The 21,217-nt window shown below is 47.5% G+C and carries 18 protein-coding genes and 1 tRNA gene; 13 read left to right on the top strand and 6 right to left on the bottom strand.

Annotated features, from left to right (window positions below; all coding sequences use genetic code 11):
• Nucleotides 1-183 precede the first annotated feature (183 nt).
• The 10 genes from minD (at nucleotide 184) to prmC (ending at nucleotide 12,398) form a co-directional block, all read left to right on the top strand.
• Nucleotides 184-999 carry a septum site-determining protein MinD gene (minD, locus tag AAKU64_RS08955; RefSeq protein ID WP_322121123.1) on the top strand — a complete coding sequence of 272 codons (816 nt, stop codon included), beginning with the start codon at nucleotides 184-186 and terminating at the stop codon, nucleotides 997-999.
• A gap of 1 nt (nucleotide 1,000) precedes the next feature.
• Nucleotides 1,001-1,264, top strand: coding sequence for a cell division topological specificity factor MinE (minE, locus tag AAKU64_RS08960; protein WP_322121122.1), 264 nt, complete (start codon nucleotides 1,001-1,003; stop codon nucleotides 1,262-1,264).
• A 624-nt stretch (nucleotides 1,265-1,888) separates the two neighbouring features.
• Nucleotides 1,889-2,584 (top strand): response regulator transcription factor, encoded by a 696-nt coding sequence (locus AAKU64_RS08965; protein WP_322121121.1) that lies wholly within the window; start codon nucleotides 1,889-1,891, stop codon nucleotides 2,582-2,584.
• 227 nt (nucleotides 2,585-2,811) lie between these two features.
• Nucleotides 2,812-4,626, top strand: coding sequence for a FecR domain-containing protein (locus AAKU64_RS08970; RefSeq protein WP_354330696.1), 1,815 nt, complete (start codon nucleotides 2,812-2,814; stop codon nucleotides 4,624-4,626).
• 3 nt (nucleotides 4,627-4,629) lie between these two features.
• Nucleotides 4,630-7,074, top strand: a complete 2,445-nt coding sequence (locus AAKU64_RS08975; protein WP_354362029.1) for a CHASE2 domain-containing protein — start codon at nucleotides 4,630-4,632, stop codon at nucleotides 7,072-7,074.
• A 184-nt stretch (nucleotides 7,075-7,258) separates the two neighbouring features.
• The gene (gene hemA / locus AAKU64_RS08980) at nucleotides 7,259-8,539 is read left to right on the top strand and encodes a glutamyl-tRNA reductase (protein WP_354362030.1); all 1,281 of its coding nucleotides are present in this window, start codon (nucleotides 7,259-7,261) and stop codon (nucleotides 8,537-8,539) included.
• A 146-nt stretch (nucleotides 8,540-8,685) separates the two neighbouring features.
• Nucleotides 8,686-9,771, top strand: a complete 1,086-nt coding sequence (prfA, locus tag AAKU64_RS08985) for a peptide chain release factor 1 (RefSeq protein ID WP_354330691.1) — start codon at nucleotides 8,686-8,688, stop codon at nucleotides 9,769-9,771.
• Between the two features lie 195 nt (nucleotides 9,772-9,966).
• Nucleotides 9,967-10,617, top strand: coding sequence for a C40 family peptidase (locus AAKU64_RS08990; protein WP_354362031.1), 651 nt, complete (start codon nucleotides 9,967-9,969; stop codon nucleotides 10,615-10,617).
• 217 nt (nucleotides 10,618-10,834) lie between these two features.
• The gene (locus AAKU64_RS08995; protein ID WP_354330687.1) at nucleotides 10,835-11,344 is read left to right on the top strand and encodes a disulfide bond formation protein B; all 510 of its coding nucleotides are present in this window, start codon (nucleotides 10,835-10,837) and stop codon (nucleotides 11,342-11,344) included.
• A gap of 223 nt (nucleotides 11,345-11,567) precedes the next feature.
• Nucleotides 11,568-12,398: a peptide chain release factor N(5)-glutamine methyltransferase gene (prmC, locus tag AAKU64_RS09000; RefSeq protein ID WP_354330685.1), complete on the top strand. Its 831-nt coding sequence runs from the start codon at nucleotides 11,568-11,570 to the stop codon at nucleotides 12,396-12,398.
• A gap of 42 nt (nucleotides 12,399-12,440) precedes the next feature.
• On the opposite strand, the gene AAKU64_RS09005 is transcribed toward prmC, so the two are convergent.
• Together AAKU64_RS09005 and AAKU64_RS09010 are read right to left on the bottom strand one after the other, a co-directional pair.
• A complete protein-coding gene (locus AAKU64_RS09005) occupies nucleotides 12,441-13,748 on the bottom strand; it encodes an ATP-binding protein (RefSeq protein WP_322121113.1) in 1,308 nt (435 codons plus the stop codon).
• Nucleotides 13,749-13,751: 3 nt separating this feature from the next.
• On the bottom strand, nucleotides 13,752-14,441 hold the full coding sequence (locus AAKU64_RS09010; RefSeq protein ID WP_322121112.1) for a response regulator: 690 nt from the start codon (nucleotides 14,439-14,441) through the stop codon (nucleotides 13,752-13,754).
• 725 nt (nucleotides 14,442-15,166) lie between these two features.
• Here AAKU64_RS09010 and AAKU64_RS09015 point away from each other — a divergent pair.
• The 3 genes from AAKU64_RS09015 to AAKU64_RS09025 all read left to right on the top strand — a co-directional run bounded on the left by AAKU64_RS09015 (nucleotide 15,167) and on the right by AAKU64_RS09025 (nucleotide 18,738).
• Nucleotides 15,167-17,524: a Tex family protein gene (locus AAKU64_RS09015; protein ID WP_354362032.1), complete on the top strand. Its 2,358-nt coding sequence runs from the start codon at nucleotides 15,167-15,169 to the stop codon at nucleotides 17,522-17,524.
• A 287-nt stretch (nucleotides 17,525-17,811) separates the two neighbouring features.
• Nucleotides 17,812-18,123 carry a Grx4 family monothiol glutaredoxin gene (gene grxD, locus AAKU64_RS09020; RefSeq protein ID WP_354330678.1) on the top strand — a complete coding sequence of 104 codons (312 nt, stop codon included), beginning with the start codon at nucleotides 17,812-17,814 and terminating at the stop codon, nucleotides 18,121-18,123.
• Nucleotides 18,124-18,150: 27 nt separating this feature from the next.
• Nucleotides 18,151-18,738, top strand: coding sequence for a UbiX family flavin prenyltransferase (locus tag AAKU64_RS09025; protein ID WP_354330676.1), 588 nt, complete (start codon nucleotides 18,151-18,153; stop codon nucleotides 18,736-18,738).
• Between the two features lie 119 nt (nucleotides 18,739-18,857).
• Here the strand turns inward: AAKU64_RS09025 and AAKU64_RS09030 are convergent.
• From AAKU64_RS09030 to AAKU64_RS09045, 4 genes are all read right to left on the bottom strand, one after another.
• Nucleotides 18,858-18,933 (bottom strand) — tRNA-Thr (locus tag AAKU64_RS09030).
• Nucleotides 18,934-18,987: 54 nt separating this feature from the next.
• The gene (locus AAKU64_RS09035) at nucleotides 18,988-19,521 is read right to left on the bottom strand and encodes a ClpXP protease specificity-enhancing factor (RefSeq protein WP_354362033.1); all 534 of its coding nucleotides are present in this window, start codon (nucleotides 19,519-19,521) and stop codon (nucleotides 18,988-18,990) included.
• A 135-nt stretch (nucleotides 19,522-19,656) separates the two neighbouring features.
• Nucleotides 19,657-20,268 (bottom strand): glutathione S-transferase N-terminal domain-containing protein, encoded by a 612-nt coding sequence (locus tag AAKU64_RS09040; RefSeq protein ID WP_262838127.1) that lies wholly within the window; start codon nucleotides 20,266-20,268, stop codon nucleotides 19,657-19,659.
• 176 nt (nucleotides 20,269-20,444) lie between these two features.
• The gene (locus AAKU64_RS09045) at nucleotides 20,445-21,209 is read right to left on the bottom strand and encodes a cytochrome c1 (RefSeq protein ID WP_354330672.1); all 765 of its coding nucleotides are present in this window, start codon (nucleotides 21,207-21,209) and stop codon (nucleotides 20,445-20,447) included.
• Nucleotides 21,210-21,217: the final 8 nt, after the last annotated feature.

Raw genomic sequence — 21,217 nt, forward strand, 5'->3', positions numbered from 1 at the left:
CTGAAGACAAAATCACTAAAAAAGCATCATTTTATTTTTTAAAAATTCAACCTTTGCTGAAACGGCTCTGATTAAGGCTGTCATGCAAAGGTCTCATCATTATAAAAATGTATTGATTGCAACTAGTCAAACGATTCAGAATCGCTTTCAGCAAATTGAGTTAAAAAATTAAAGGAGTTCTTTGTGGCAAGAATCATCGTTGTGACATCTGGTAAGGGCGGCGTGGGGAAAACAACTTCCAGTGCCAGCTTTTCGTCTGGCCTTGCCATGCGCGGACATAAAACTGCGGTGCTGGATTTTGACGTGGGTCTGCGTAATCTGGATCTGATTATGGGTTGCGAGCGTCGTGTGGTGTATGACCTGGTCAACGTCATCAGCGGCGAGGCGACATTAAAGCAAGCGCTGATCAAAGATAAGCACTGCGACAATCTGTTTATTTTGCCTGCCTCACAAACCCGCGATAAAGATGCCTTGACCGAAGAGGGCGTAGAACGCGTTCTGAACGAATTGATCAAGATGGATTTTGAATACATCATCTGCGACTCGCCTGCGGGCATCGAGCGCGGCGCAGTGATGGCACTGACATTTGCGGACGAAGCGATAGTCGTCACCAATCCTGAAGTATCTTCTGTACGTGATTCGGATCGTATTCTGGGTATTATTCAGGCCAAATCCAAACGTGCTCAGGAGGGTGGCGAGCCGGTAAAAGAACATTTGCTGGTAACGCGCTATTCACCTAAACGGGTAGAAGCCGGTGAAATGTTGTCCTACACCGATGTACAAGAAATTTTACGCATCCCGTTGATCGGCGTGATCCCTGAATCGGAAGCGGTATTGCATGCGTCCAATCAAGGTAATCCTGCAATTCATATGAAGGGCAGCGATGTCTCTGAGGCGTATGAAGATGTGATCTCCCGTTTCCTCGGCCAAGAAGTGCCCCTGCGTTTTGTCAACTATGAAAAACCGGGTCTGCTGCAACGGATTTTTGGAGGTAAGTAATATGGCCTTGCTATCATTTTTATTTAACAATAAACCAAAGAGCGCCAACACCGCCAAAGAACGCCTGCAAATCATCATCGCCCGTGAACGCACCAGCCGTGATGGCTATGATTTTTTGCCAGCTCTACGTGAAGAACTGATCGCAGTTATTTCTAAGTACACTAAAGTCAACGCTGAAGACATCAAAGTATCACTTGATCGCCAAGGCAATTTAGAAGTGCTGGATGTGAATGTGGTGTTGCCAGATGTGGAATTGCGTAGCTAACAGAATAAGCAAACGAATTTAGCAGCGTAATTATTGGATTCATTGGCAAAGTTTTAAGCATAATTTGCTCTATTTAAAAACGGCTCACTCTTTTACAGGAATGGGCCATTTTTATTATCAGTCAATTAGAAAACTGAATTTAAGCTTTAAGGATGATTTCAGTTTTTTCAATTTGCTGTTTTTATTTTTGATGAAGACGCGCTAACGTCCACTTTTAATTATGTAGATAAATCTGGCTAACAATTCAGCAATAAATTTACATACTCCCAATTATTTTTAAAAAATAAGACTTGTAAGCCAATTTTTATATGGATAAATAAATAATACTACATGGCAGTATATAAATTTAAAATCTTATTTTTGCGTAAGGCTGCGCATCATTTTCACCAAAAATATTAGAAATAATCTTTTAGCCAACTTCTTTCAAAAATTGCTCAGCACATCTTTAAAAAGTGCTTATTGGACAATATTAATTGCTATTTTTATGATTAATTGAGAAAAAATGGAAAAAATGCCTATTTATTTTGCTCATTATTAGAAGCTTTCCTACAATCATTCTTGTGTTAGGTACAATGCTGTATCTTTACTACTCAATGATTGCTCAACCCCAATCTGTGTGCTCCCATGAGAATTGCCGTACTTGACGATGACAATAATTTATTAGAGCTGGTTTGCACCATCTTGACTGCGGCTGGCCATACCTGCCACCCTTTCCTTAGCGGTAAAGAGATGCTGCATAACTTACGTCGTGATAGCTACGATATGCTGATCCTTGACTGGCAAGTTCCCGATTTGAGCGGAACTGAAATCCTGCACTGGGTCAGAGAGAAACTCTCACCCAATCTGCCGGTCTTGTTTATGACCAGCCGCTCTGGCGAAGACGATATCGTCGCGGGTCTGGCAGCGGGTGCGGATGATTACATGATCAAGCCAATACGTCGTAGCGAACTGGTAGCACGTGTGCAAGCGCTGTTGCGCCGCGCATACCCGGCGCAAACTATGTCGGAGCATCTGCAATTTGGTATCTACAAGTTTGAAACGCGCGCTGGTCGCGTCAGTGTCAATGACGTACCGGTTGAAATGACGCAAAAAGAATTTGATCTGGCGCTGCTTTTGTTCCGCAATCTTGGTCGCCCTTTATCGCGCGCTTATATTTTAGAAGCAGTCTGGTCGCGTGATATTGATATTCCGTCACGCACCATGGATACGCATATCTCACGCGTCCGTAGCAAGCTCGAACTTCGGCCAGAAAACGGCTACCGACTGGCTCCCGTTTACAGCTATGGCTATCGCCTGGAGCAAGTTACAGCGGAGCAGTAAGATTCCTGCTTCAATTTCCTGTTTCAATCTTAGTTAGCACTTTACCGAGGATATTGATCAGGGCACGGACTGAATAATTAGCAATCATATCTGCCGCAGTATCTATTATCGACGTGTTTGATAGCTTGTCTGGCAGCTTGTTTAGGGTTTGATTCCACAGCTTGTCTTTATGACTTGCTAACAAATCCTGATACCAAAGCCAGACCAATGTCCCTTCGGAGATTTACATGTCGCTCGCTTCACGCCCTGCCCTCAATCCTTTGTTGCATTCTTCGCTGTATTCTTCTTTGCGTTCTTCTTTCCATACTTCTTTCTATTTTTCGCTGTCCTCGCAATTGCCATCACTGCGGTCATCGCTACGTAAAAACCTAATCCTGTTAATCCTAAGTGTGGCGAGTTTAGTGCTGTCCATATCGAGCAGTGCTGTATTTGCCGCGCCAAAATCGACTGGTGAGCCGGGCTCCATCTCGCGTACAGAAACCGATATGGTCTACTACGCTTTAGAGGGCGATACACTCTCTTCAATTGCGCAACGATTTACAGAAAAAACACCCAACTGGGTCATCATCGGCAAAGTCAATAATATTACCAATGACAGAACAATACCCATTGGCTCGCTCATCCTGATCCCATTAGACTTATTGCCAGCTGATCTCGTAGAAGCCAAAGTGCTGGCGATGGCTGGGACGTCAACCGCAAAATTACCCACTGGTGCCGAAGAGAATATTACTTTAGGAAATACCTATAAAGAGGGCACCATGATTACCACTGGTAAAAATGGATTTTTGACTTTGGTGCTACCTGACGACTCACGTATCTCTATTCCATCCAATAGTCAGGTCAAGTTAAGCAAATTACGCATGACCAAATATTCTAAAAGCCCGCGTACTGAAATTACTTTATTGCAGGGCCGGGTCGAGTCTAAAGTCACGCCATTGGAATCTAATAAGGGGCGATTTGAGGTTCGCTCGCCACTCGCCGTTGCGGGTGTCCGTGGCACACATTTCCGTGTCAGCGTGAATGATAATGGCATAGCGAATGAGGTCTTGTCTGGCGGTGTTGCCGTAGGTTCGGTCAAAAAACCAAATACGCTGGTAATACCGGCCGGTAAAGGCAATGTAGTGACTCAACAAGGGGTGGGTGATGCAGTTGATTTATTACCACCACCTACACTGGTTGGTAGTTATCAATTACAAGAAAAACCAACACTGGTTTTCAATCTGGAAAAATCTAGCGAAGCAAAAAGCTACCATTTACAAATTGCCAGCGATGCGGCAATTCAAAATGTGTTGACAGAAGTTCGCTCAGTTGAAGACAGGATAAAAATTGATGGTCTTGAGGATGGCAATTATTTTATTCGCGCCAGTACGATTGATAGCGTTGGCCTGGAAGGCTTACCGTTAATCCAGGCATTCACTCTTAAAGCTCGCCCTGAACCACCCTTTAACGTACTACCTAAAGCGAAAATACGCGCAGAAAAAGTAGACTTTGTATGGACTGAGGCAGCCAATGCACAGGCATATCGCCTACAAGTCGCCAGCGATAGCGGCTTCGAAAAAATCGTGCTGGATCAAAACAATATAAAAACCGTGCAATACAGCGCAGACAAACTTGCTAACGGCAAATACTACTGGCGGGTTGCAACGATTGCGCAAAAAAATGGCGAACCCAATCAAGGCCCTTATAGCGATGCCAAAGTGGTCGATTTTTTACCGATTCAAAAGATGAACCCGCCAGGTGATGGCGATGCAAATCAATTGACATTTAACTGGCCGTCTGAGCCTGGTCAAACCTTTGTAGTCCAAATTGGACGCGACGCTAGCTTTAGTAATATCTACTTTTTTAGAAAACTAGATAAACCCGAATTACAAATCCCTCGCATTGCCGCTGGTGATTATTTTATTCGGGTCAGAGCTACTGATGCAGACGGTTATGTCGGTGAATATTCATCACCGCAAAAATTCACCATTGATTCTCGCTGGGTCAGTAGCTCTGGCGAGCCGATCAAATCGGATGGTGCCAGCGTCAAACCAGGCTTTTAATCAATGAATAAAAACATCAAGGTAGAACGGATCGCTCTGCGAGAATGGATAGCCATTAGTATCCTGATGTTATTACTCACAGTGGGATTGGCATCAACCAATGTCCTTAAACGCATTGATCTAAGTTTGTATGATCGCTTCATGCAAGCCAATTCCGTCCCTGCCCGTGATGACATCATCATCGTAGCGATTGATGACTACAGTCTTGCTGAACTCGGTAAATGGCCCTTTGCAAGAGAACATCATGCTGCATTATTGCGGCAACTTTCTGCTGCCAAACCACTGGCCATCGGCATCGACGTTTCTTTTACAGAAGCAGAGCCAGTGCAGGCAAACCAAGCCAATGGCGACCAACAATTAGCCGACGCATTAAACCAGAATAATGTTGTCGTGCTGCCTTTATCATCCGAAAGCGCGGGCAAAGGATTAAGCATCGTAAAGCCGATACCTGCACTCGCCAGCGCAGCACGACAGCTAGGGCATATTCATCTGGAATTGGATCAGGATGGCGTCGCCCGCAGCGTATTTTTACGAGAAGGTATGAATGGCGAAATGTGGCCACAATTTGCACTGGCGATGAAAGATATCGGCACTAAAATCGCGCCTGGTACCGAGACAAATTTACCAGGAGCCAGAGCGCCTGCCAGCGATCATGCCAAAGACAGCTCAGCATTAAATAACTCAACTAAAGCCAGTACAGCGCAAAACATCCAGGGTATATGGCAACGTGATTACCAGATGCATATCCCGTTTTATGGCAACAATGGCCAATTCACATCAGTACCTTATGTTGCGGTCTTGCGCGGCGAGGTTCCCGCTAGTTTTTTCAAAAACAAATATGTCTTAGTCGGCCCTACCGCGATCGGCATGGCAGATGCCTACCCCACACCTGTCTCTGGAGAAGACGGCAATATGGCAGGGATAGAGATCCATGCCAATGTCCTGGCTAGTCTGCTGGATAATCGCTCCATCCATTTTGCTGCCAACTGGCAAACTAGCTTGTATTGCTTTTCCGCAGTCTTAATCGCATTGCTAGGCTATTTGCTTTTATCACCGCGGATCGCGTTAGTCATCACCGTGATTTTATTTATAGGCTTATTGCTGATCAGTTATGTGGCATTGCGTGAAGGCGTATGGCTACCGCCCACTGCGGCACTGTTTATTCTGATTATCGCTTATCCGCTCTGGAGCTGGCGCCGGCTGGAAGCCGCCATCAGGTATCTGGGTGAAGAATTTATCTTGCTGGACAATGAGCCTCATTTGCTTCCTGAGCTACAGATCGATCTGGATGACGAAGAAAAAAGCCGTCCCTTGCAAGATCGCTTAGAACAACGCATCGATGCAATGCAACTGGCGGCGCGCCGGGTGCGTGATCTGCGTCAGTTTGTGAGCGACAGCTTAAGTAGTTTGCCTGATGCTACGCTAGTCACCACCACAGACGGTAATGTGTTGATGTCCAACCAAGTTGCCAAAGATTATTTTAGTAGCATAGGCATACCGCAAGTGAACGATGCCTTGGTACCCTATTTATTCGCCAAAATGAGTAATCCGCAAGCGATGGACCAGACTGCCAGCAACGCATTTAGCTGGTGGCATTTGCTAGATTTACATCAAAGTAAAACTATGGCAAGCGGTATAGAAGTGGTGGATCCCCGCAGTCGTGACTTGTTGATCAAAAGTGCACCTTGCTATTCCAGCAGCAAAGAACTAGTGGGCTGGATTGTCAGTCTGATTGATATCACTAATATCCGAGCAGCAGAACGCAGCCGGGACGAGACCTTACATTTTATCTCGCACGATATGCGCGCTCCGCAAGCATCTATTCTGGCGCTGCTGGAGCTGCAACAAGACTCCGCTACCGCTTTACCACAGGCAGACTTTTTAAGTCGTATCGAAAAAGCGTCTCGTATCACGCTCGGGCTGGCAGATAACTTTGTGCAGTTAGCACGCGCTGAATCGCAAGATTATCGAATGGAAGACACAGACTTTCAGGATATCTTGTTGGATGCGACCGAAGAAATGTGGACCCTCACTAGGGCCAAAAATATCCGTATCTCGAGTCAAATACCAGCAGGTGACTATCCGGTGAGGGTTGACCGGGCGCTAATGACGCGCGCTCTGACCAATTTGCTCTCTAACGCGATCAAATATAGTCCGCCCAACACGATTATCAGTTGCAGCCTGGAATACGAACGGGGTCTGGCAGAAGCCTCCGTCATTTGCTCTATCAGCGACCAAGGTTATGGCATCGCCAGAGCCGATCAGCCCAAATTATTCCAGCGCTTTCAACGTTTTAGAAATGGCGAGCAACCCAAAAATGATGGTGTCGGCCTGGGAATGGTATTCGTCAAAGCAGTGATTGATCGTCATCACGGTCAGATCAGTTTCGTCAGCGCCCCCAACGAAGGCACGACCTTTAATATCAAATTACCAGCATTTAGTATTTGATCTGGTTTGATTTATATTGATCTGGATCAAACCATGTAACTGTGCAGAAACTTGATCTGCGCTAAGCGTTATAATGACAGCCGTGTTTGCTGCTGTTTGCAAGTGTTTGCAAACACGTCAGCAAGCGATCTAAGCATTTGATCTACATTAAGCTGCCTAAGCCATACGCCCTAACCGCCCAATTATGCAACTACTAGCTGTTGGCCTCAACCACACGACTGCGCCAGTTTCGCTCCGCGAAAAGCTGGCGTTTTCGCCTGACCAGATTGGTCCGGCGGTGGTAGCTGCACGCTCCTGGTTTGGTCGCGACGGATTCAATCAGCAAACGGAAGTGGAGGCAGCGATTTTATCGACCTGCAACCGTACCGAAATGTATGCGGCGAGCCATGTGGATAATCCGGTCGATGCGACTGCGCATTTTTTGGCAGATTTCCACAAATTGCCTTATGCCGAGTTGCGCCATCATCTGTACACGCTGCCACAAGACAATGCTGTCCGCCATGCTTTCCGCGTAGCGTCTGGTCTGGATTCGATGGTGTTGGGCGAACCGCAAATTTTAGGTCAGATGAAAGACGCCGTGCGCCAGGCGGATGCCGCGGGTGGGCTTGGCACTTATCTGCATCAGTTATTCCAGCGTACTTTTGCCGTCGCAAAAGAAGTTCGCAGCACCACTGAAATCGGTGCGCACAGTGTGTCAATGGCAGCTGCTGCTGTACGTTTGTCGCAGCGGATTTTCGATAAAATTTCTGAGCAAAATGTGCTGTTTATCGGCGCTGGTGAAATGATCGAATTATGCGCCACCCACTTTGCTGCACAAAATCCTAAGAGCATCACCATCGCCAACCGCACGCTGGAACGCGGCGAAGTACTGGCGCACCGCTTTAATGGCAAAGCAATCCGTCTGGCAGAACTACCAAATAGTTTGTCCCAGTTTGACATCATCATCTCTTGCACGGCGTCGTCATTGCCGATTATCGGTTTGGGCATGGTTGAACGCGCAGTCAAAGCGCGTCGTCATCGCCCTATGTTTATGGTGGATCTGGCGGTACCACGCGATATTGAGTCAGAAGTCGGCGCGCTGGATGACGTGTTTCTATACACCGTAGATGATCTGGGCAATGTGGTGCAAACCGGTAAAGAAAATCGCCAGGCGGCGGTGACGCAGGCAGAAGCAATTATCGAAACCCGTGTGCAGTCCTTTATGCATTGGGTAGATGGTCGCCTGGTAGTACCTATCATTCAGGATTTGCATGAAAACAGCGAAGCCATGCGCTTGCTGGAGCTAGAAAGAGCACGCAAAATGCTAGCCCGTGGGGATGATATTGAAGCGGTGTTAGAAGCGCTCTCCAAAGGCATCACCGCCAAATTTCTGCATGGCCCGCAACAGGCTTTGCATCAGGCTAGCGGCGACGAACGCGCCCGTCTTGCTACACTATTACCGCAATTATTCCGTACCAAGCGTTAGCGACGCACAAAACTCATCTGATGACACTGGCAACTTGCCACTCATCATCAAAATCGAATCAAAACTGATGCGCACCAAGAACGACTGCGTATCTGCAATAATCCCATAGTGACGATCTCACTGTACTCACAATAACAGGTAAGACGATGAAACCATCCATGCTCTCTAAGCTCGACCAATTGGCAGAACGCCTGGTCGAAGTGGGTCAACTATTAAATCAGGAAGGCGTCACCAATGACATGGACAACTACCGCAAGCTCACCCGTGAGCATGCCGAGTTGGAACCCTTGGTGGAACTGTATAAGAATTACCAGCAAGCACAAAATGATATCGATTCGGCGCAAGAAATGATGGCAGATCCTGAGATGAAAGATTTTGCTCAGGAAGAGATCAATGACGCCAAACAGCGCATGGAAGAGTTACAAGTCGATTTGCAAAAAATGCTGCTGCCCAAAGACCCGAATGACGAACGTAATATTTTGCTGGAAGTTCGCGCCGGTACCGGTGGCGATGAAGCAGCGTTATTTGCGGGCGACTTGCTGCGTATGTACACCCGTTTTGCGGAACGTAATCGCTGGCAAATCGAAATGATGTCCGAATCCCCATCCGAGTTGGGCGGCTACAAAGAAGTCATCATCCGCATCGCCGGTTTTGGTGCTTACTCAAAGCTCAAGTTCGAATCCGGCGGTCATCGCGTACAACGTGTGCCGACCACCGAGACTCAAGGCCGCATTCACACTTCTGCATGTACCGTCGCGGTGATGCCAGAGGCAGATGAACTGGCCGATGTCGTGATCAATAATGCCGATTTGCGTATCGACACCTTCCGCGCCTCCGGTGCAGGTGGTCAGCATATTAATAAAACCGATTCTGCCGTGCGTCTGACCCACTTACCGACCGGGATCGTAGTCGAATGCCAGGACGGTCGCAGCCAGCATCAAAATAAAGCCCAGGCGATGCGCGTTCTGGCAACCCGCATCATGGACGGTCAGATGCGCGCGAAGCAAGCAAAAGAGGCGGCAACCCGCAAGAGCCTGATCGGCTCGGGCGACCGTAGCGAACGTATCCGCACCTATAATTATCCGCAAGGCCGGATGACCGATCACCGCATCAACCTGACTCTGTACAAACTAGATTTTATTTTGGACGGCGATCTAGTGGAGCTGACCAATGCACTTGTGGCAGAACATCAGGCAGAATTGCTGGCAGCTTTGGGTGATGATGGGATTTAAAATGGGCTAAAGCAGGTATTGTAGATTCAACGCGGATTCACACGGGACAAATACCAAAATACATATACTCCCCCATAAATTAAGTAAAATATAGCTTTACGTCCAGATAATATATGGACAATTAGAATATACACAGTGGGAGTATTTTAAAATCATTCTGCTCAATCTCTACGCACTTAGCCAAAGCTATCACCCATGATCAGAATTGAACCAGACCAATGGCTGCCGCAAACTTACGCAAAAGCGCTAAGTCTGGTCGATGTGCTGCGTCACCCGGCAGCCGATTACGAGACTATGACCGCGATTGAAAAAGACAGCTTGCGGCAATCACAAATCGAAGCGGACGAAGTGGTGCGTATCTTAGGTTTCTATAACGTCCATGCGCTTGTCATGAAATCAGATCAGGTGCTGGGCTGGTTATCAGTAAGCAGCCTCGCTGTTGATGCAACGCTGACCGCGTTTGTACTACCGCAATCAGCGCAACTTTCGGTAGAAGTGTTCTTCCAGCAATGGCAAAACACACCCTATATCTGGGGCGGCATCACGCGCCATGGCGTAGATTGCTCAGGTCTGACGCAACGTTATTTTTTAGATGTACTGAATCAACGCATTCCCAAAAACACCTACGACCAGCGCCGTGCAGGTATCAGCAAGACCTTGGCGGACATCACAAATAATGATCTGGTCTTTTGCACACGCATCGGTGGTCGCGGCATTCATCACGTCGGCATTTATATCAACTCGGACATTTGGCATGCGCATGGTGAACGCGGTGTGATCAGGCAAACTCTGGATGAATTTATGACTCAGTATCAACTACTTGATGTCGTCAAGATTGATGTTTGATTTATGTTTTATGTTGCAAAGAGCTATCTATGAAGCATCAGTTATAGCGCAGCTTACAATTTATTAAGCCCATCACCGAACCAAATCGCGCTTTACGTATCCTAATTTGCAGGTGGTGTAATTCCACGAACCAGTACACAATGCGCGTATTGTTTTTATTGATGGCACGTTGTTACTATATTTGCATAGATTGCAACGTAAGCAAACCCAGCTCACTATGAATCCTACAAAACCACTACTAATTTCTATCGCCTCTGTTTGTATTGCCTTGCTAGGGATCGCCTTATACCTGCAACTGGTTGAAAAAATGTTGCCCTGCCCTTATTGTGTAATGCAGCGCTATGCATTTGTTATGGTCGCCTTGTTTTGCCTGCTAGCGCTGGCATTGCCCGATGTTGGACGTCGCCTCTCCAGTGCAATGGCTCTGACCGCATCGGCTTTCGGACTAGGCGTTGCTGCTTACCATGTGTGGATATTAGCCAATCCGCAATTAACTTGCGGTATCGACCCGCTGGAAACATCGCTGAATAAGATTTTTCCGGCCAAGCTGCTGCCAACGATGTTCCGAGCGGATGGCATATGCGAAACACCTTATGAACCGATTTTGGGTTTATCCATACCAGCGTGGTCAGCCGTATGGTTTGGCATTTTTTCAATCGCGCTCTTGGTTATCCTTATTCAAAACCGTAAAGCGCAAAGGCGCCATTTATTTAGAAGTCTGCGGTGATTAGTCAGCCGTAATTAGTCTGCATTAATTGGCCTGAATTAATTAGTTCATATTGAAAACAGGCTCGCCAGACTAATCATGACTCGCCCGTTTTAGAATTACGATCTACATCATTACCGCAATATCACAAAAAATCTCGACTATATTACTCACCAAGCAGCAAGCGAACAGATACCGACATGTCGATTTCTATAGCAACTTTTTTACTGAATCGGACATAAAAATGGAATGGATTAAAGAAGGCATCACGCTTGCCGACTGCCAAAAAGCAGGCCCTCTGGATTTGATCGACACCCGCATTTTATTGATGCATGCATTAGGTTTAAGCCGGATACAACTGATCACCCAGTCGGAGATGCAGCTCACCGCTGCGCAGGCGCAGCAAGTCGGCGATCTGCTGCAACGTCGTTATGATGGCGAGCCAATTGCCTATCTGATCGGTGAGCGAGAATTTTTTGGTTTGCCTTTCCACATCACTGCAGATGTTTTAATCCCACGACCAGATACAGAATTATTAGTCGAGCTGGCAATTCAGCATACGCCGCAAAATAGTCGCGTTCTGGATATGGGTACAGGCTCGGGCGCAATCGCGATTGCAATTGCACATCAACGGCGTGATACGCATGTCAGTGCAACGGATATCAGCGCAGCTGCGGTAGCAGTAGCACAAAAAAATGCTGACAGAAATGTCCCTGACGCGAACATGCATATTTGTGAAAGTGACTGGTATAGCGCACTCGCTGGTCAGCATTTTCATACTATCGTAGCCAATCCGCCTTATATCCAAAAAGATGATCTTCATCTGAGTCAGGGCGATTTGCGCTTTGAGCCGACGGTCGCTTTGACCGACCATGCAGATGGTTTAACTAACTATCGGCATATCATCAAGAATGCAGCAGAACATCTGCATCCTCAAGGCTGGCTTCTGATGGAGCATGGCTACAACCAAGCGCAAGCGGTACGTGATTTATTGACACAACATGGTTTCATTGAAGTGCAAAGCTGGCTTGACTTATCGGGAATCGATCGCGTCAGTGGCGGTCGCCTGAAGTAAGCAAGCGGTAATTCAGTCGCAACTCCCGCCGCAAAAGTATGCTCAGATATTGCCAGGATGCTCAGGATTACGTAGCGATAATCTAATCTCTACGCACAATCCGCCGTCCTTGCGATTGGAGGCTGAAATGCTGCCACCATGGGCGAGGATGACGCGCTGAGCGATGGCTAGGCCCAAGCCATAACCATCATCACCCCGGGTATTGGGGCTGTTGTTGGTACTGTTATTGACGTTACTATCGAGCTCTGTACTAAGGCTAGTATTTAAACTAGAGGTCGAGTTACTACCGCGATAAAAAGGCTCAAAAATCGCCTGCAACTCATCCTCTGGTACGCCTTGTCCTTGATCCAATATACGGATCAATAACTCCTGGTCCGCTGATAACAACTGCACCTCAAAAGTAATGATACCAAGCTTGGCAGTGTGTTTGATTGCATTACGGACGACATTTTCAAGGGCGCGATACAGCAATTCATAGCGCCCTTGCAGCATAATGTTGCCACCCAAGGTAACACTCGAAAAAACCAATTGCTTGTGTTTGGACTCTGCCTCAAATCCTGCGTTATCCACCACTTCCGCCAGCAATTCATCAATCTGAATCGCGTCCATGCTAGCCATGACACCAGCCTCAATCCGCGACAAAGTGAGTAACTCCCCCACCAGCTTATCCATCCTTACCGCTTCGCGCTCTACCCGCTCCATGGTGGCCTCGACGCGCTCCGGCTGTTGGCGCGCTAATCCGATCGCCGCTTGCAAACGAGCCAGAGGTGAACGCAACTCGTGCGATACATCGTGCAACAGCCGGCGCTGACTTTCCATTAATTTGGAAAGCTGTTCTGCCATATTGTCAAATTCACGCCCCAGATCAGCCAACTCATCGCGCCGTCGTCCCATGCTACTGCCAACCCGTGTTTGTAAATTACCCGCAGCCAAAGAGAGAAAAGCAGAACGCAAATTACGAATAGGTTTGGAGGTGTACCAGGCCAGCAAAGCGGCAAATAACAGACTAACGATTAAGGCGGCCACCATGGGGACAAACGCAGAAAACCCATCAGGTGGATAAGCTGAATGCAGCCGGTGGCGGCGTAAATGCGGCGGCAAATTATCGTCCTGCTCTGGCCACATTCTCAGCTGATCCGGGTTCGGCGGAACGTACGATTCTGTCGTGGAACTAGCACTACTAGCACTAGCGCCAGTTTCAAGATGCAGTTGCATATGCTCACGAATCCCCGCAGCGAGCATCGCTTGTTCGCTTTGATGCCGCAGCGATAGAGTGACGCCAATCCCGACAATACCCGTGACTTGCGCCAGCCAGATAAAAAAGAAAAACTTCCAGAACAGACGCCCCACCGCCTACTCCTTAGTCAGCAAGTAACCTTGACGATAGACGGTCTGAATGATCGTACGTCCATCAATTAGAGGGCCAAATTTTTGGCGGATGCTGCTGATATGGACATCGATATTACGATCAAATCGCGCGAGCGGACGACCCAATCCTTGTTCTGATAAATCCGTTTTGCTGACGGTATGACCAGCATTTTTTGCCAGTACCTCCAATAAGCTGAACTCTGTACTGGTCAAATCCAGATGCTTGCCATCCCAATCGGCACGACGCTGCGCCTGCCAGATCGTTAATGAACCAATGACCAGCGGATGCGCCTGCGCTTCGGTACCGGCAACGACTTGTGTACGTCGCAAAATCGCACGAATCCTTGCCAGCAATTCACGCGGGGTGCATGGCTTGGGGACATAATCATCTGCGCCCAATTCCAGACCGATAATGCGATCGACGTCATCGCCTTTAGCGGTCAACATCAAGACGGGCAAACGACTTTCTGCACGAATCCGTCGCAAAGCCTCAATCCCGTTCATACGCGGCATCATTACATCCAGCACCATAATGGCGTAATCCCCCATTAAAGCTTCTGCAACGGCTCGTTCGCCATCATGCACGGTCGTAATGAGATAGCCTTCACGCTCTAGGTATTCTTTGAGCATATCAACTAATTCAACATCATCATCTGCGAGTAAAACTTGGGTCATGTAAAACCTTGTTGTAAAGCGTGGCGTTGAAGGTGGCTAATAGAGTGGCTTATAGAGTGACTTTTAGGGCGGCGGCAAGAATATGATAGGACACATCGCCACCTGTGAGGAGCAGCTTGTACCGACGCAAACTAAATTCGTTAAACAAATCATCGAATTATCCTAAAAACGGCAGCTGAGGAGCCGAAAAAGGGGCAATCAGATTCGTAGCGCTCTCACCAAAACCGTGACGCTGAAAACACTGAAATGATTCAATTGAATCAAATACTAATTAGTACTGACAAGCGGTCAACTGCCTTTTCTAGGATTATCATACCTAAAATACCGATTCGGCTAGGATTAGGCAACGATGATTTACCCAGTTTTACAGCAAATACTTGCCTCACGGACAAACTATCATCGATATCCAATATCGGTTTCCGGCAATCCGGCGTAGAAAAAAACTAGATTTTGTCCCGCTCGCACCTTGAAGTCGCTTGCTTATAGCCATCATTAAAAAAATAAAACCTACATATACTGAGGGTAGGTATATCAATATCAAAATGAATTGTCCATATCTTAATTGGACAATACGTGATTATTTTTAGATACTCCCCATATTATTCATATTATCGGCTTGATTACTGCGACTACAGCGTGATGTCAAGACTGGTGCAATCACACAGAGCGCGTATCATCTGCGACTTGATTTTAATTCTCAGAGTTTATCTCTCATACCATTATTTATGCTGCCTTCCATCGAACAACGTCTCGCCCTAGAACTTGCCGCCAAACCAGTACAAGTGGCTGCTGCTATTGCCCTGCTAGATGAAGGCGCGACCGTGCCTTTTATTGCACGTTATCGCAAAGAGGCGACCGGCGGTTTGGACGATATTCAATTGCGCTTGTTAGAAGAGCGTCTGCGCTATCTGCGCGAGCTCGAAGACCGTCGCTCTGCGATCATGTCTTCGATTGAAGAACAAGGCAAAATGACGCCGGTGCTGCTCGATGCGATCACGCATGCCGAAGACAAAACCCGGCTTGAAGATTTATATTTGCCGTACAAACTCAAGCGCCGCACCAAGGCACAGATTGCGATTGAAGCGGGCTTGCAAGATTTGGCTGATGCTTTGCTGGCTGACCCAGGCAAGAATCCAGAAGAGGAAGCTGCCGCCTATTTAAAAGCGCCCTTCAGCACTAGCAACGGCGACAATCCGGGTGTGGCCGATACCAAGGCAGCGCTTGATGGTGCACGCCAGATTCTGATGGAACGCTTTGCCGAAGATGCGTCCTTATTGCAAGCGATCCGCGAATATCTGCTGGACCACGGCATTGTCGAATCTAAAGTTGTCGCCGGCAAGGAAGAAGCTGGCGCCAAGTTTGCCGACTATTTCGATTACTCCGAAACCTTGGGCACCATTCCATCACACCGCGCCCTAGCGATGTTCCGCGGACGCCGCGAAGAAATGCTGACGGTCACTTTGCGCCTGGATACAGAAGAAGAAAAGCCAAAATGGGATGCGCCGCTCAATCCTTGCGAAAGCCGTATCGCCGCTAAGTTTGGCGTCAGCAATATCGGTCGCCCTGCCGACAAATGGTTAGCCGACACGGTGCGCTGGAGCTGGCGCGTCAAAGTATTTATGCATTTGGAAACCGAATTGATGGGTAATCTGCGTGAGAAGGCTGAAGTCGAAGCGATTCACGTATTTGCCTTGAATTTAAAAGCCCTGTTGCTGGCCGCCCCGGCTGGGCCACGCGCCACTATGGGACTCGATCCCGGTCTGCGTACTGGCGTCAAAGTAGCGATCGTTGATGCCACTGGCAAGGTCATGGAATACGCCACCATTTATCCGCATCAGCCGCGTAACGATTGGGATGGATCACTGCATGTATTGGCGCAGTTGGCGGCGAAACATAATGTCTCTTTAATCTCGATTGGTAACGGCACTGCATCGCGTGAAACCGACAAACTCGCGCAAGATTTAATCAAGCTAAAGCCTGAACTCAAACTGACGAAAATCGTGGTATCAGAAGCCGGAGCATCGGTGTATTCCGCGTCAGAATTTGCGTCGAAAGAACTGCCGGATTTAGATGTATCCATTCGTGGCGCGGTATCCATTGCGCGTCGCTTGCAAGACCCGCTTGCAGAGCTGGTGAAGATCGATCCGAAGTCGATAGGCGTCGGTCAGTATCAGCATGATGTCGGCCAGTCGCAACTCGCCCGTTCGCTCGATGCGGTGGTGGAAGATTGCGTCAATGCGGTCGGTGTCGATGTCAATACAGCCTCTGCACCTTTGTTGGCACGTGTGTCGGGTTTGTCGTCGTCAGTGGCGCAAAGTATCGTGAATTATCGTGATGCCAAAGGCATGTTCACCTCGCGTGCCGATCTGCGGTCGGTGCCGCGCCTGGGTGATAAAACATTTGAACAAGCGGCTGGATTCTTGCGCGTGATGGGCGGAAATAATCCACTCGACGCATCAGCAGTTCATCCTGAATCCTATCCATTGGTGGAAAAAATCCTGGCGGATATCAAGAAAGATGTCGCAGGTGTGATCGGTGATGAACGCTTGCTGAAATCGCTCAATCCAGCAAAATATGCAGACGAACAATTCGGTATCCCGACCATTACCGATATTTTGAAAGAACTGGAAAAACCAGGCCGCGATCCTCGCCCTGAATTCACCACTGCGACCTTCAAAGACGGCGTCGAAGAAATCCGCGATCTGCGTCCTGACATGATATTGGAAGGTGTGGTCACCAACGTCGCAGCATTCGGTGCGTTCGTCGATATTGGCGTGCATCAAGATGGATTAGTGCATATTTCGGCACTCTCCAACACCTTTGTCAAAGACCCTCATACCGTCGTCAAAGCGGGACAAGTCGTCAAAGTAAAAGTGCTGGAAGTCGATGAAAAGCGCAAGCGTATTGCGCTGACCATGCGACTGACCGACTCTGCGCCACAACCAGGCAGCACGCCAGAGCAAAAAGCAGATCGTAATGACGCCAAACGTCTAGACCAACATCGCCAGCGATCGCCAGCCCCAGCCGCGCCAAGTACGGGCAGTAGCGCGATGGCCGCCGCTTTTGCCAAGCTGCGTTCATAGTTAGACTGAGATAGAAACTGAGGCACAGCACAATATACTCCCCTTATTTTTTATAGAAATAGGCTGATTGTCCAGACTTTATTTGGACAATACAAATATACAAAGGGGGAGTATATTTATTTGCATAATGTGACTTTGACGATTACCTGATCAAAAAAATCGTGTCAAGATCAAGTGTTCCTCACATATCCAGCATAAAAAAGACCACGCGGGCTAACAGGCAGAGCATTTTTGCGGAAGTCCTATTTCCTTTATAATGACGCCATATTGTTAACCAAGGAATAGCCATGAGCGACGTTCAAGCCTGGATCAAAGAAACCGTAAGCAAAAATCCTATCGTACTGTTCATGAAAGGTACTGCACAATTTCCACAGTGCGGCTTTTCTGGACGTGCCATTCAATTGCTAAAAACCTCCGGCGCAACGAATCTGGTCACAATCAATGTGCTGGAAGATCCTGCTGTACGCCAAGGGATTAAAGATTTTTCCAACTGGCCAACCGTACCGCAGCTGTACATCAACGGCGAATTCATCGGCGGCTCCGACATCATGAATGAGATGTTTGAAAACGGCGAACTACAAGCCTTGATCAAAGCCTGATTTATTTAACATCGTCATCATCCCACTATGCCAACACCCCAACGCCTGATTATCGCCATCACTGGCGCCACAGGCGCGGTGTACGGCGTGCGCTTGCTACAAGCTATCCGCGAGTTGCCGCATATAGAGAGCCACCTACTGATTTCTGAAGCCGGCACATTGACGCTGCATCAAGAATTAGACATGCGCCGCAAAGACGTTGAAGCACTGGCAGATGTTGTGCATAACGTGCGTGATGTGGGTGCCAGCATTGCTAGCGGGTCGTTTCAATCAGACGGCATGGTCATTGCGCCATGCTCGATGAAAACTCTGGCCTCCGTCGCCCACGGCATGGCGGATAATCTGATCACCCGCGCTGCCGATGTCGTCCTCAAAGAACGCCGCCGGCTGGTATTGATGGTGCGCGAAACGCCCTTCAATCTGGCACACTTACGCAATATGACCGCCGTTACAGAAATGGGTGGCATCATCTTCCCCCCGCTTCCCAGCTTCTATCACAAACCTGCCAGCATTGACGAGATGGTGCAACACACCACTGCTAGAGTATTAGACCTGTTTAGCATAGCGACCGAACTGGCACCGCGCTGGAGCGGCATGAAGTCAGGAACAGAATAGTTTGTTCAGCATTGCTAAATAAAGCCAAACACATCCAATCGAGCCCATTCCACACTGCCAAGAATGTCTGGGGCAGAAAAGCAAAAACCCACCGTTATTGCTAACGATGGGTTTTTAACTGGTGCCGACTGCCGGAATCGAACTGGCCACCTGATGATTACAAGTCAACTGCTCTACCAAATGAGCTAAGTCGGCGAAACTGTTTCAAAAATTAATTCTGCAATCAATCTCGAAGAACAAAATTATAGGCTATTTTATTATTTTTAGCGAGGGCTTTTCTGATTTTTTTTGCGATTCTTGCGGCTTTTCTGATTGCGAGGCCAGCCCAGCCGGATTGCTTTCAGTTTTTGTATTAACTACCGCCAGACCTAGCACCGGCTTGTTCCCCGATGCAGAATTCAGCGCAGCAGCAGGTACTTTGCTTGCCGTAGTTATTGGCTGTAAATCTGCTTGCTCATGCAAAGCTTCGGATAAATCCACCTCAAACGCCATACCCTGACCGTTTTCACTGGCATAGACAGCTTGTACATTTTCAACAGGAACATAGATGTCGCGTGAAATTCCGCCAAAGCGCGCTTTAAAAGTCACCGCCTCGTTGTCCATCTTAAGGCTACTAGTCGCGCCAAAACTAATGTTAAGAACTATCTCTCCATTACGCACAAACTCCATAGGAACCCGCGATGCGGCATTCACTTTGACTGCAATATACGGCGTGTAGCCGTTATCGGTACACCATTCATAAATGGCGCGCATGAAATAAGGTTTAGTGGACGTTTCTGACATGCTTGAAAATTTCCTGAACGATAAGTGACTGAAGAATAGTCTGTGATTCTATAAACGACAAGGCTGACTTGATTGCATCTCGTCAGCCTTGTTTTGCAGCGCATTAATACTGATTGTGCATACTTATTAAAACGATTAACGACGCATCACTTTTTCGGATGGTGTCAGCGCCTCAATATAGGCTGGGCGAGAGAAAATACGCTCAGCATATTTCATTAGCGGTGCAGCCGTTTTGGACAATTCAATACCATAATGATCCAGACGCCACAGTAAAGGTGCAACAGCAACATCCAGCATAGAGAACTCATCACCGAGCATGTATTTGTTCTTGATAAACAGTGGTGCCAGTTGCGTCAGGCGATCACGAATTTCTGCACGTGCTTTATCTTGTACTTTGGCAGAGGAAGTCGATTTATCGTTTTCCAATGTATGCACATGAATGAACAATTCTTTTTCAAAATTGAACAACATCAAACGAGCACGGGCACGTTGCAATGGATCAGCCGGCATCAGTTGCGGATGTGGGAAACGCTCATCAATGTATTCATTGATGATATTTGATTCATACAAAATCAATTCGCGCTCAACCAGAATTGGCACTTGACCGTAAGGATTCATCGTGGAAATGTCTTCCGGTTTGTTGAATAAATCAACATCACGAATTTCAAAATCCATACCTTTTTCAAACAACACTAGACGGCAACGCTGAGAGAATGGGCAAGTTGTGCCCGAGTAGAGAACCATCATTTTTATAGTTCCTTAAAAACGATTAGGGCGAGGCACCAATTTGCGTACCTCACCCTGGGATGACACATCTGCTAAAAAAGTTCAAGCGACACTAAAAACTTAGATTAAGACTGAGCTAAAACCTGAGCTACAACACCAACTAAAACTTCTTTTTACAGACGACTAAATTACCAAAATTACTTAACTTCTTTCCAGAATGATGCATTTAAGCGCCATGCCAAGAAACTCAATCCTGCGAGGAACATTAAAACCCATACGCCGAGTTTGGTACGTGTTTTTTGTGCAGGCTCACCCATCCATTGAAGATATCCGACCAAGTCTGCAACCGCTATGTCGTACTCAGGTCCGGTCAGAGTACCTGCAGTGACTGTTTCAAAACCTTCAAATTTATGAACAGTTTTGGATGCGTCATGCTCATCTTTTTCTTCCACAAATTTAGCTGTACGCACGCCTTGCAACTCCCACAGTACATGCGGCATGCCAACATTTGGGAACACCATATTATTCCAGCCAGTTGGACGAGTCTCATCTTTGTAATAAGTACGCAGATAAGTGTAAATCCAATCAGCACCGGAACCCGCACCAGATGCTTTAGCACGAGCGATTACCGACAAATCCGGCGGAACTGCACCGAACCAGGCTTTGGCATCTTTTGCAGTCAAGGTCGTTTTCATCAAATCACCCACTTTTTCGCCAGTAAACAGCAAATTAGCTTTGATTTGATCATCTGTCAGACCAATGTCTTTCAGACGGTTGTAACGCATTGCTGAAGCAGAATGGCAATTCAAGCAGTAGTTGACGAATAATTTAGCGCCATGCTGTAAGGCAGCCATATCGGTTGAGCGATCTGGTGCCTGATCTAATGGATATCCGCCTTCATTCGCCAAAGCTAGGGCTGGAACAAAAGCCAAAGTTGCGATTAATTTTTTAAATAATTTCATACTTTTAA

This window comes from Undibacterium sp. GrIS 1.8 (assembly GCF_040544445.1).
In the GTDB taxonomy this organism is placed as follows: domain Bacteria; phylum Pseudomonadota; class Gammaproteobacteria; order Burkholderiales; family Burkholderiaceae_D; genus Undibacterium.

Excerpts from the sequence above, each read along its gene's own strand:
- minE (WP_322121122.1), top strand. The coding sequence starts at position 1,001 with ATGGCCTTGCTATCATTTTTATTTAACAATAAACCAAAGAGCGCCAAC.
- AAKU64_RS08965 (WP_322121121.1), top strand. The coding sequence starts at position 1,889 with ATGAGAATTGCCGTACTTGACGATGACAATAATTTATTAGAGCTGGTT.
- AAKU64_RS08970 (WP_354330696.1), top strand. The coding sequence starts at position 2,812 with ATGTCGCTCGCTTCACGCCCTGCCCTCAATCCTTTGTTGCATTCTTCG.
- AAKU64_RS08975 (WP_354362029.1), top strand. The coding sequence starts at position 4,630 with ATGAATAAAAACATCAAGGTAGAACGGATCGCTCTGCGAGAATGGATA.
- hemA (WP_354362030.1), top strand. The coding sequence starts at position 7,259 with ATGCAACTACTAGCTGTTGGCCTCAACCACACGACTGCGCCAGTTTCG.
- prfA (WP_354330691.1), top strand. The coding sequence starts at position 8,686 with ATGAAACCATCCATGCTCTCTAAGCTCGACCAATTGGCAGAACGCCTG.
- AAKU64_RS08990 (WP_354362031.1), top strand. The coding sequence starts at position 9,967 with ATGATCAGAATTGAACCAGACCAATGGCTGCCGCAAACTTACGCAAAA.
- AAKU64_RS08995 (WP_354330687.1), top strand. The coding sequence starts at position 10,835 with ATGAATCCTACAAAACCACTACTAATTTCTATCGCCTCTGTTTGTATT.
- prmC (WP_354330685.1), top strand. The coding sequence starts at position 11,568 with ATGGAATGGATTAAAGAAGGCATCACGCTTGCCGACTGCCAAAAAGCA.
- AAKU64_RS09010 (WP_322121112.1), bottom strand. The coding sequence starts at position 14,441 with ATGACCCAAGTTTTACTCGCAGATGATGATGTTGAATTAGTTGATATG.
- AAKU64_RS09015 (WP_354362032.1), top strand. The coding sequence starts at position 15,167 with ATGCTGCCTTCCATCGAACAACGTCTCGCCCTAGAACTTGCCGCCAAA.
- grxD (WP_354330678.1), top strand. The coding sequence starts at position 17,812 with ATGAGCGACGTTCAAGCCTGGATCAAAGAAACCGTAAGCAAAAATCCT.
- AAKU64_RS09025 (WP_354330676.1), top strand. The coding sequence starts at position 18,151 with ATGCCAACACCCCAACGCCTGATTATCGCCATCACTGGCGCCACAGGC.
- AAKU64_RS09035 (WP_354362033.1), bottom strand. The coding sequence starts at position 19,521 with ATGTCAGAAACGTCCACTAAACCTTATTTCATGCGCGCCATTTATGAA.
- AAKU64_RS09040 (WP_262838127.1), bottom strand. The coding sequence starts at position 20,268 with ATGATGGTTCTCTACTCGGGCACAACTTGCCCATTCTCTCAGCGTTGC.
- AAKU64_RS09045 (WP_354330672.1), bottom strand. The coding sequence starts at position 21,209 with ATGAAATTATTTAAAAAATTAATCGCAACTTTGGCTTTTGTTCCAGCC.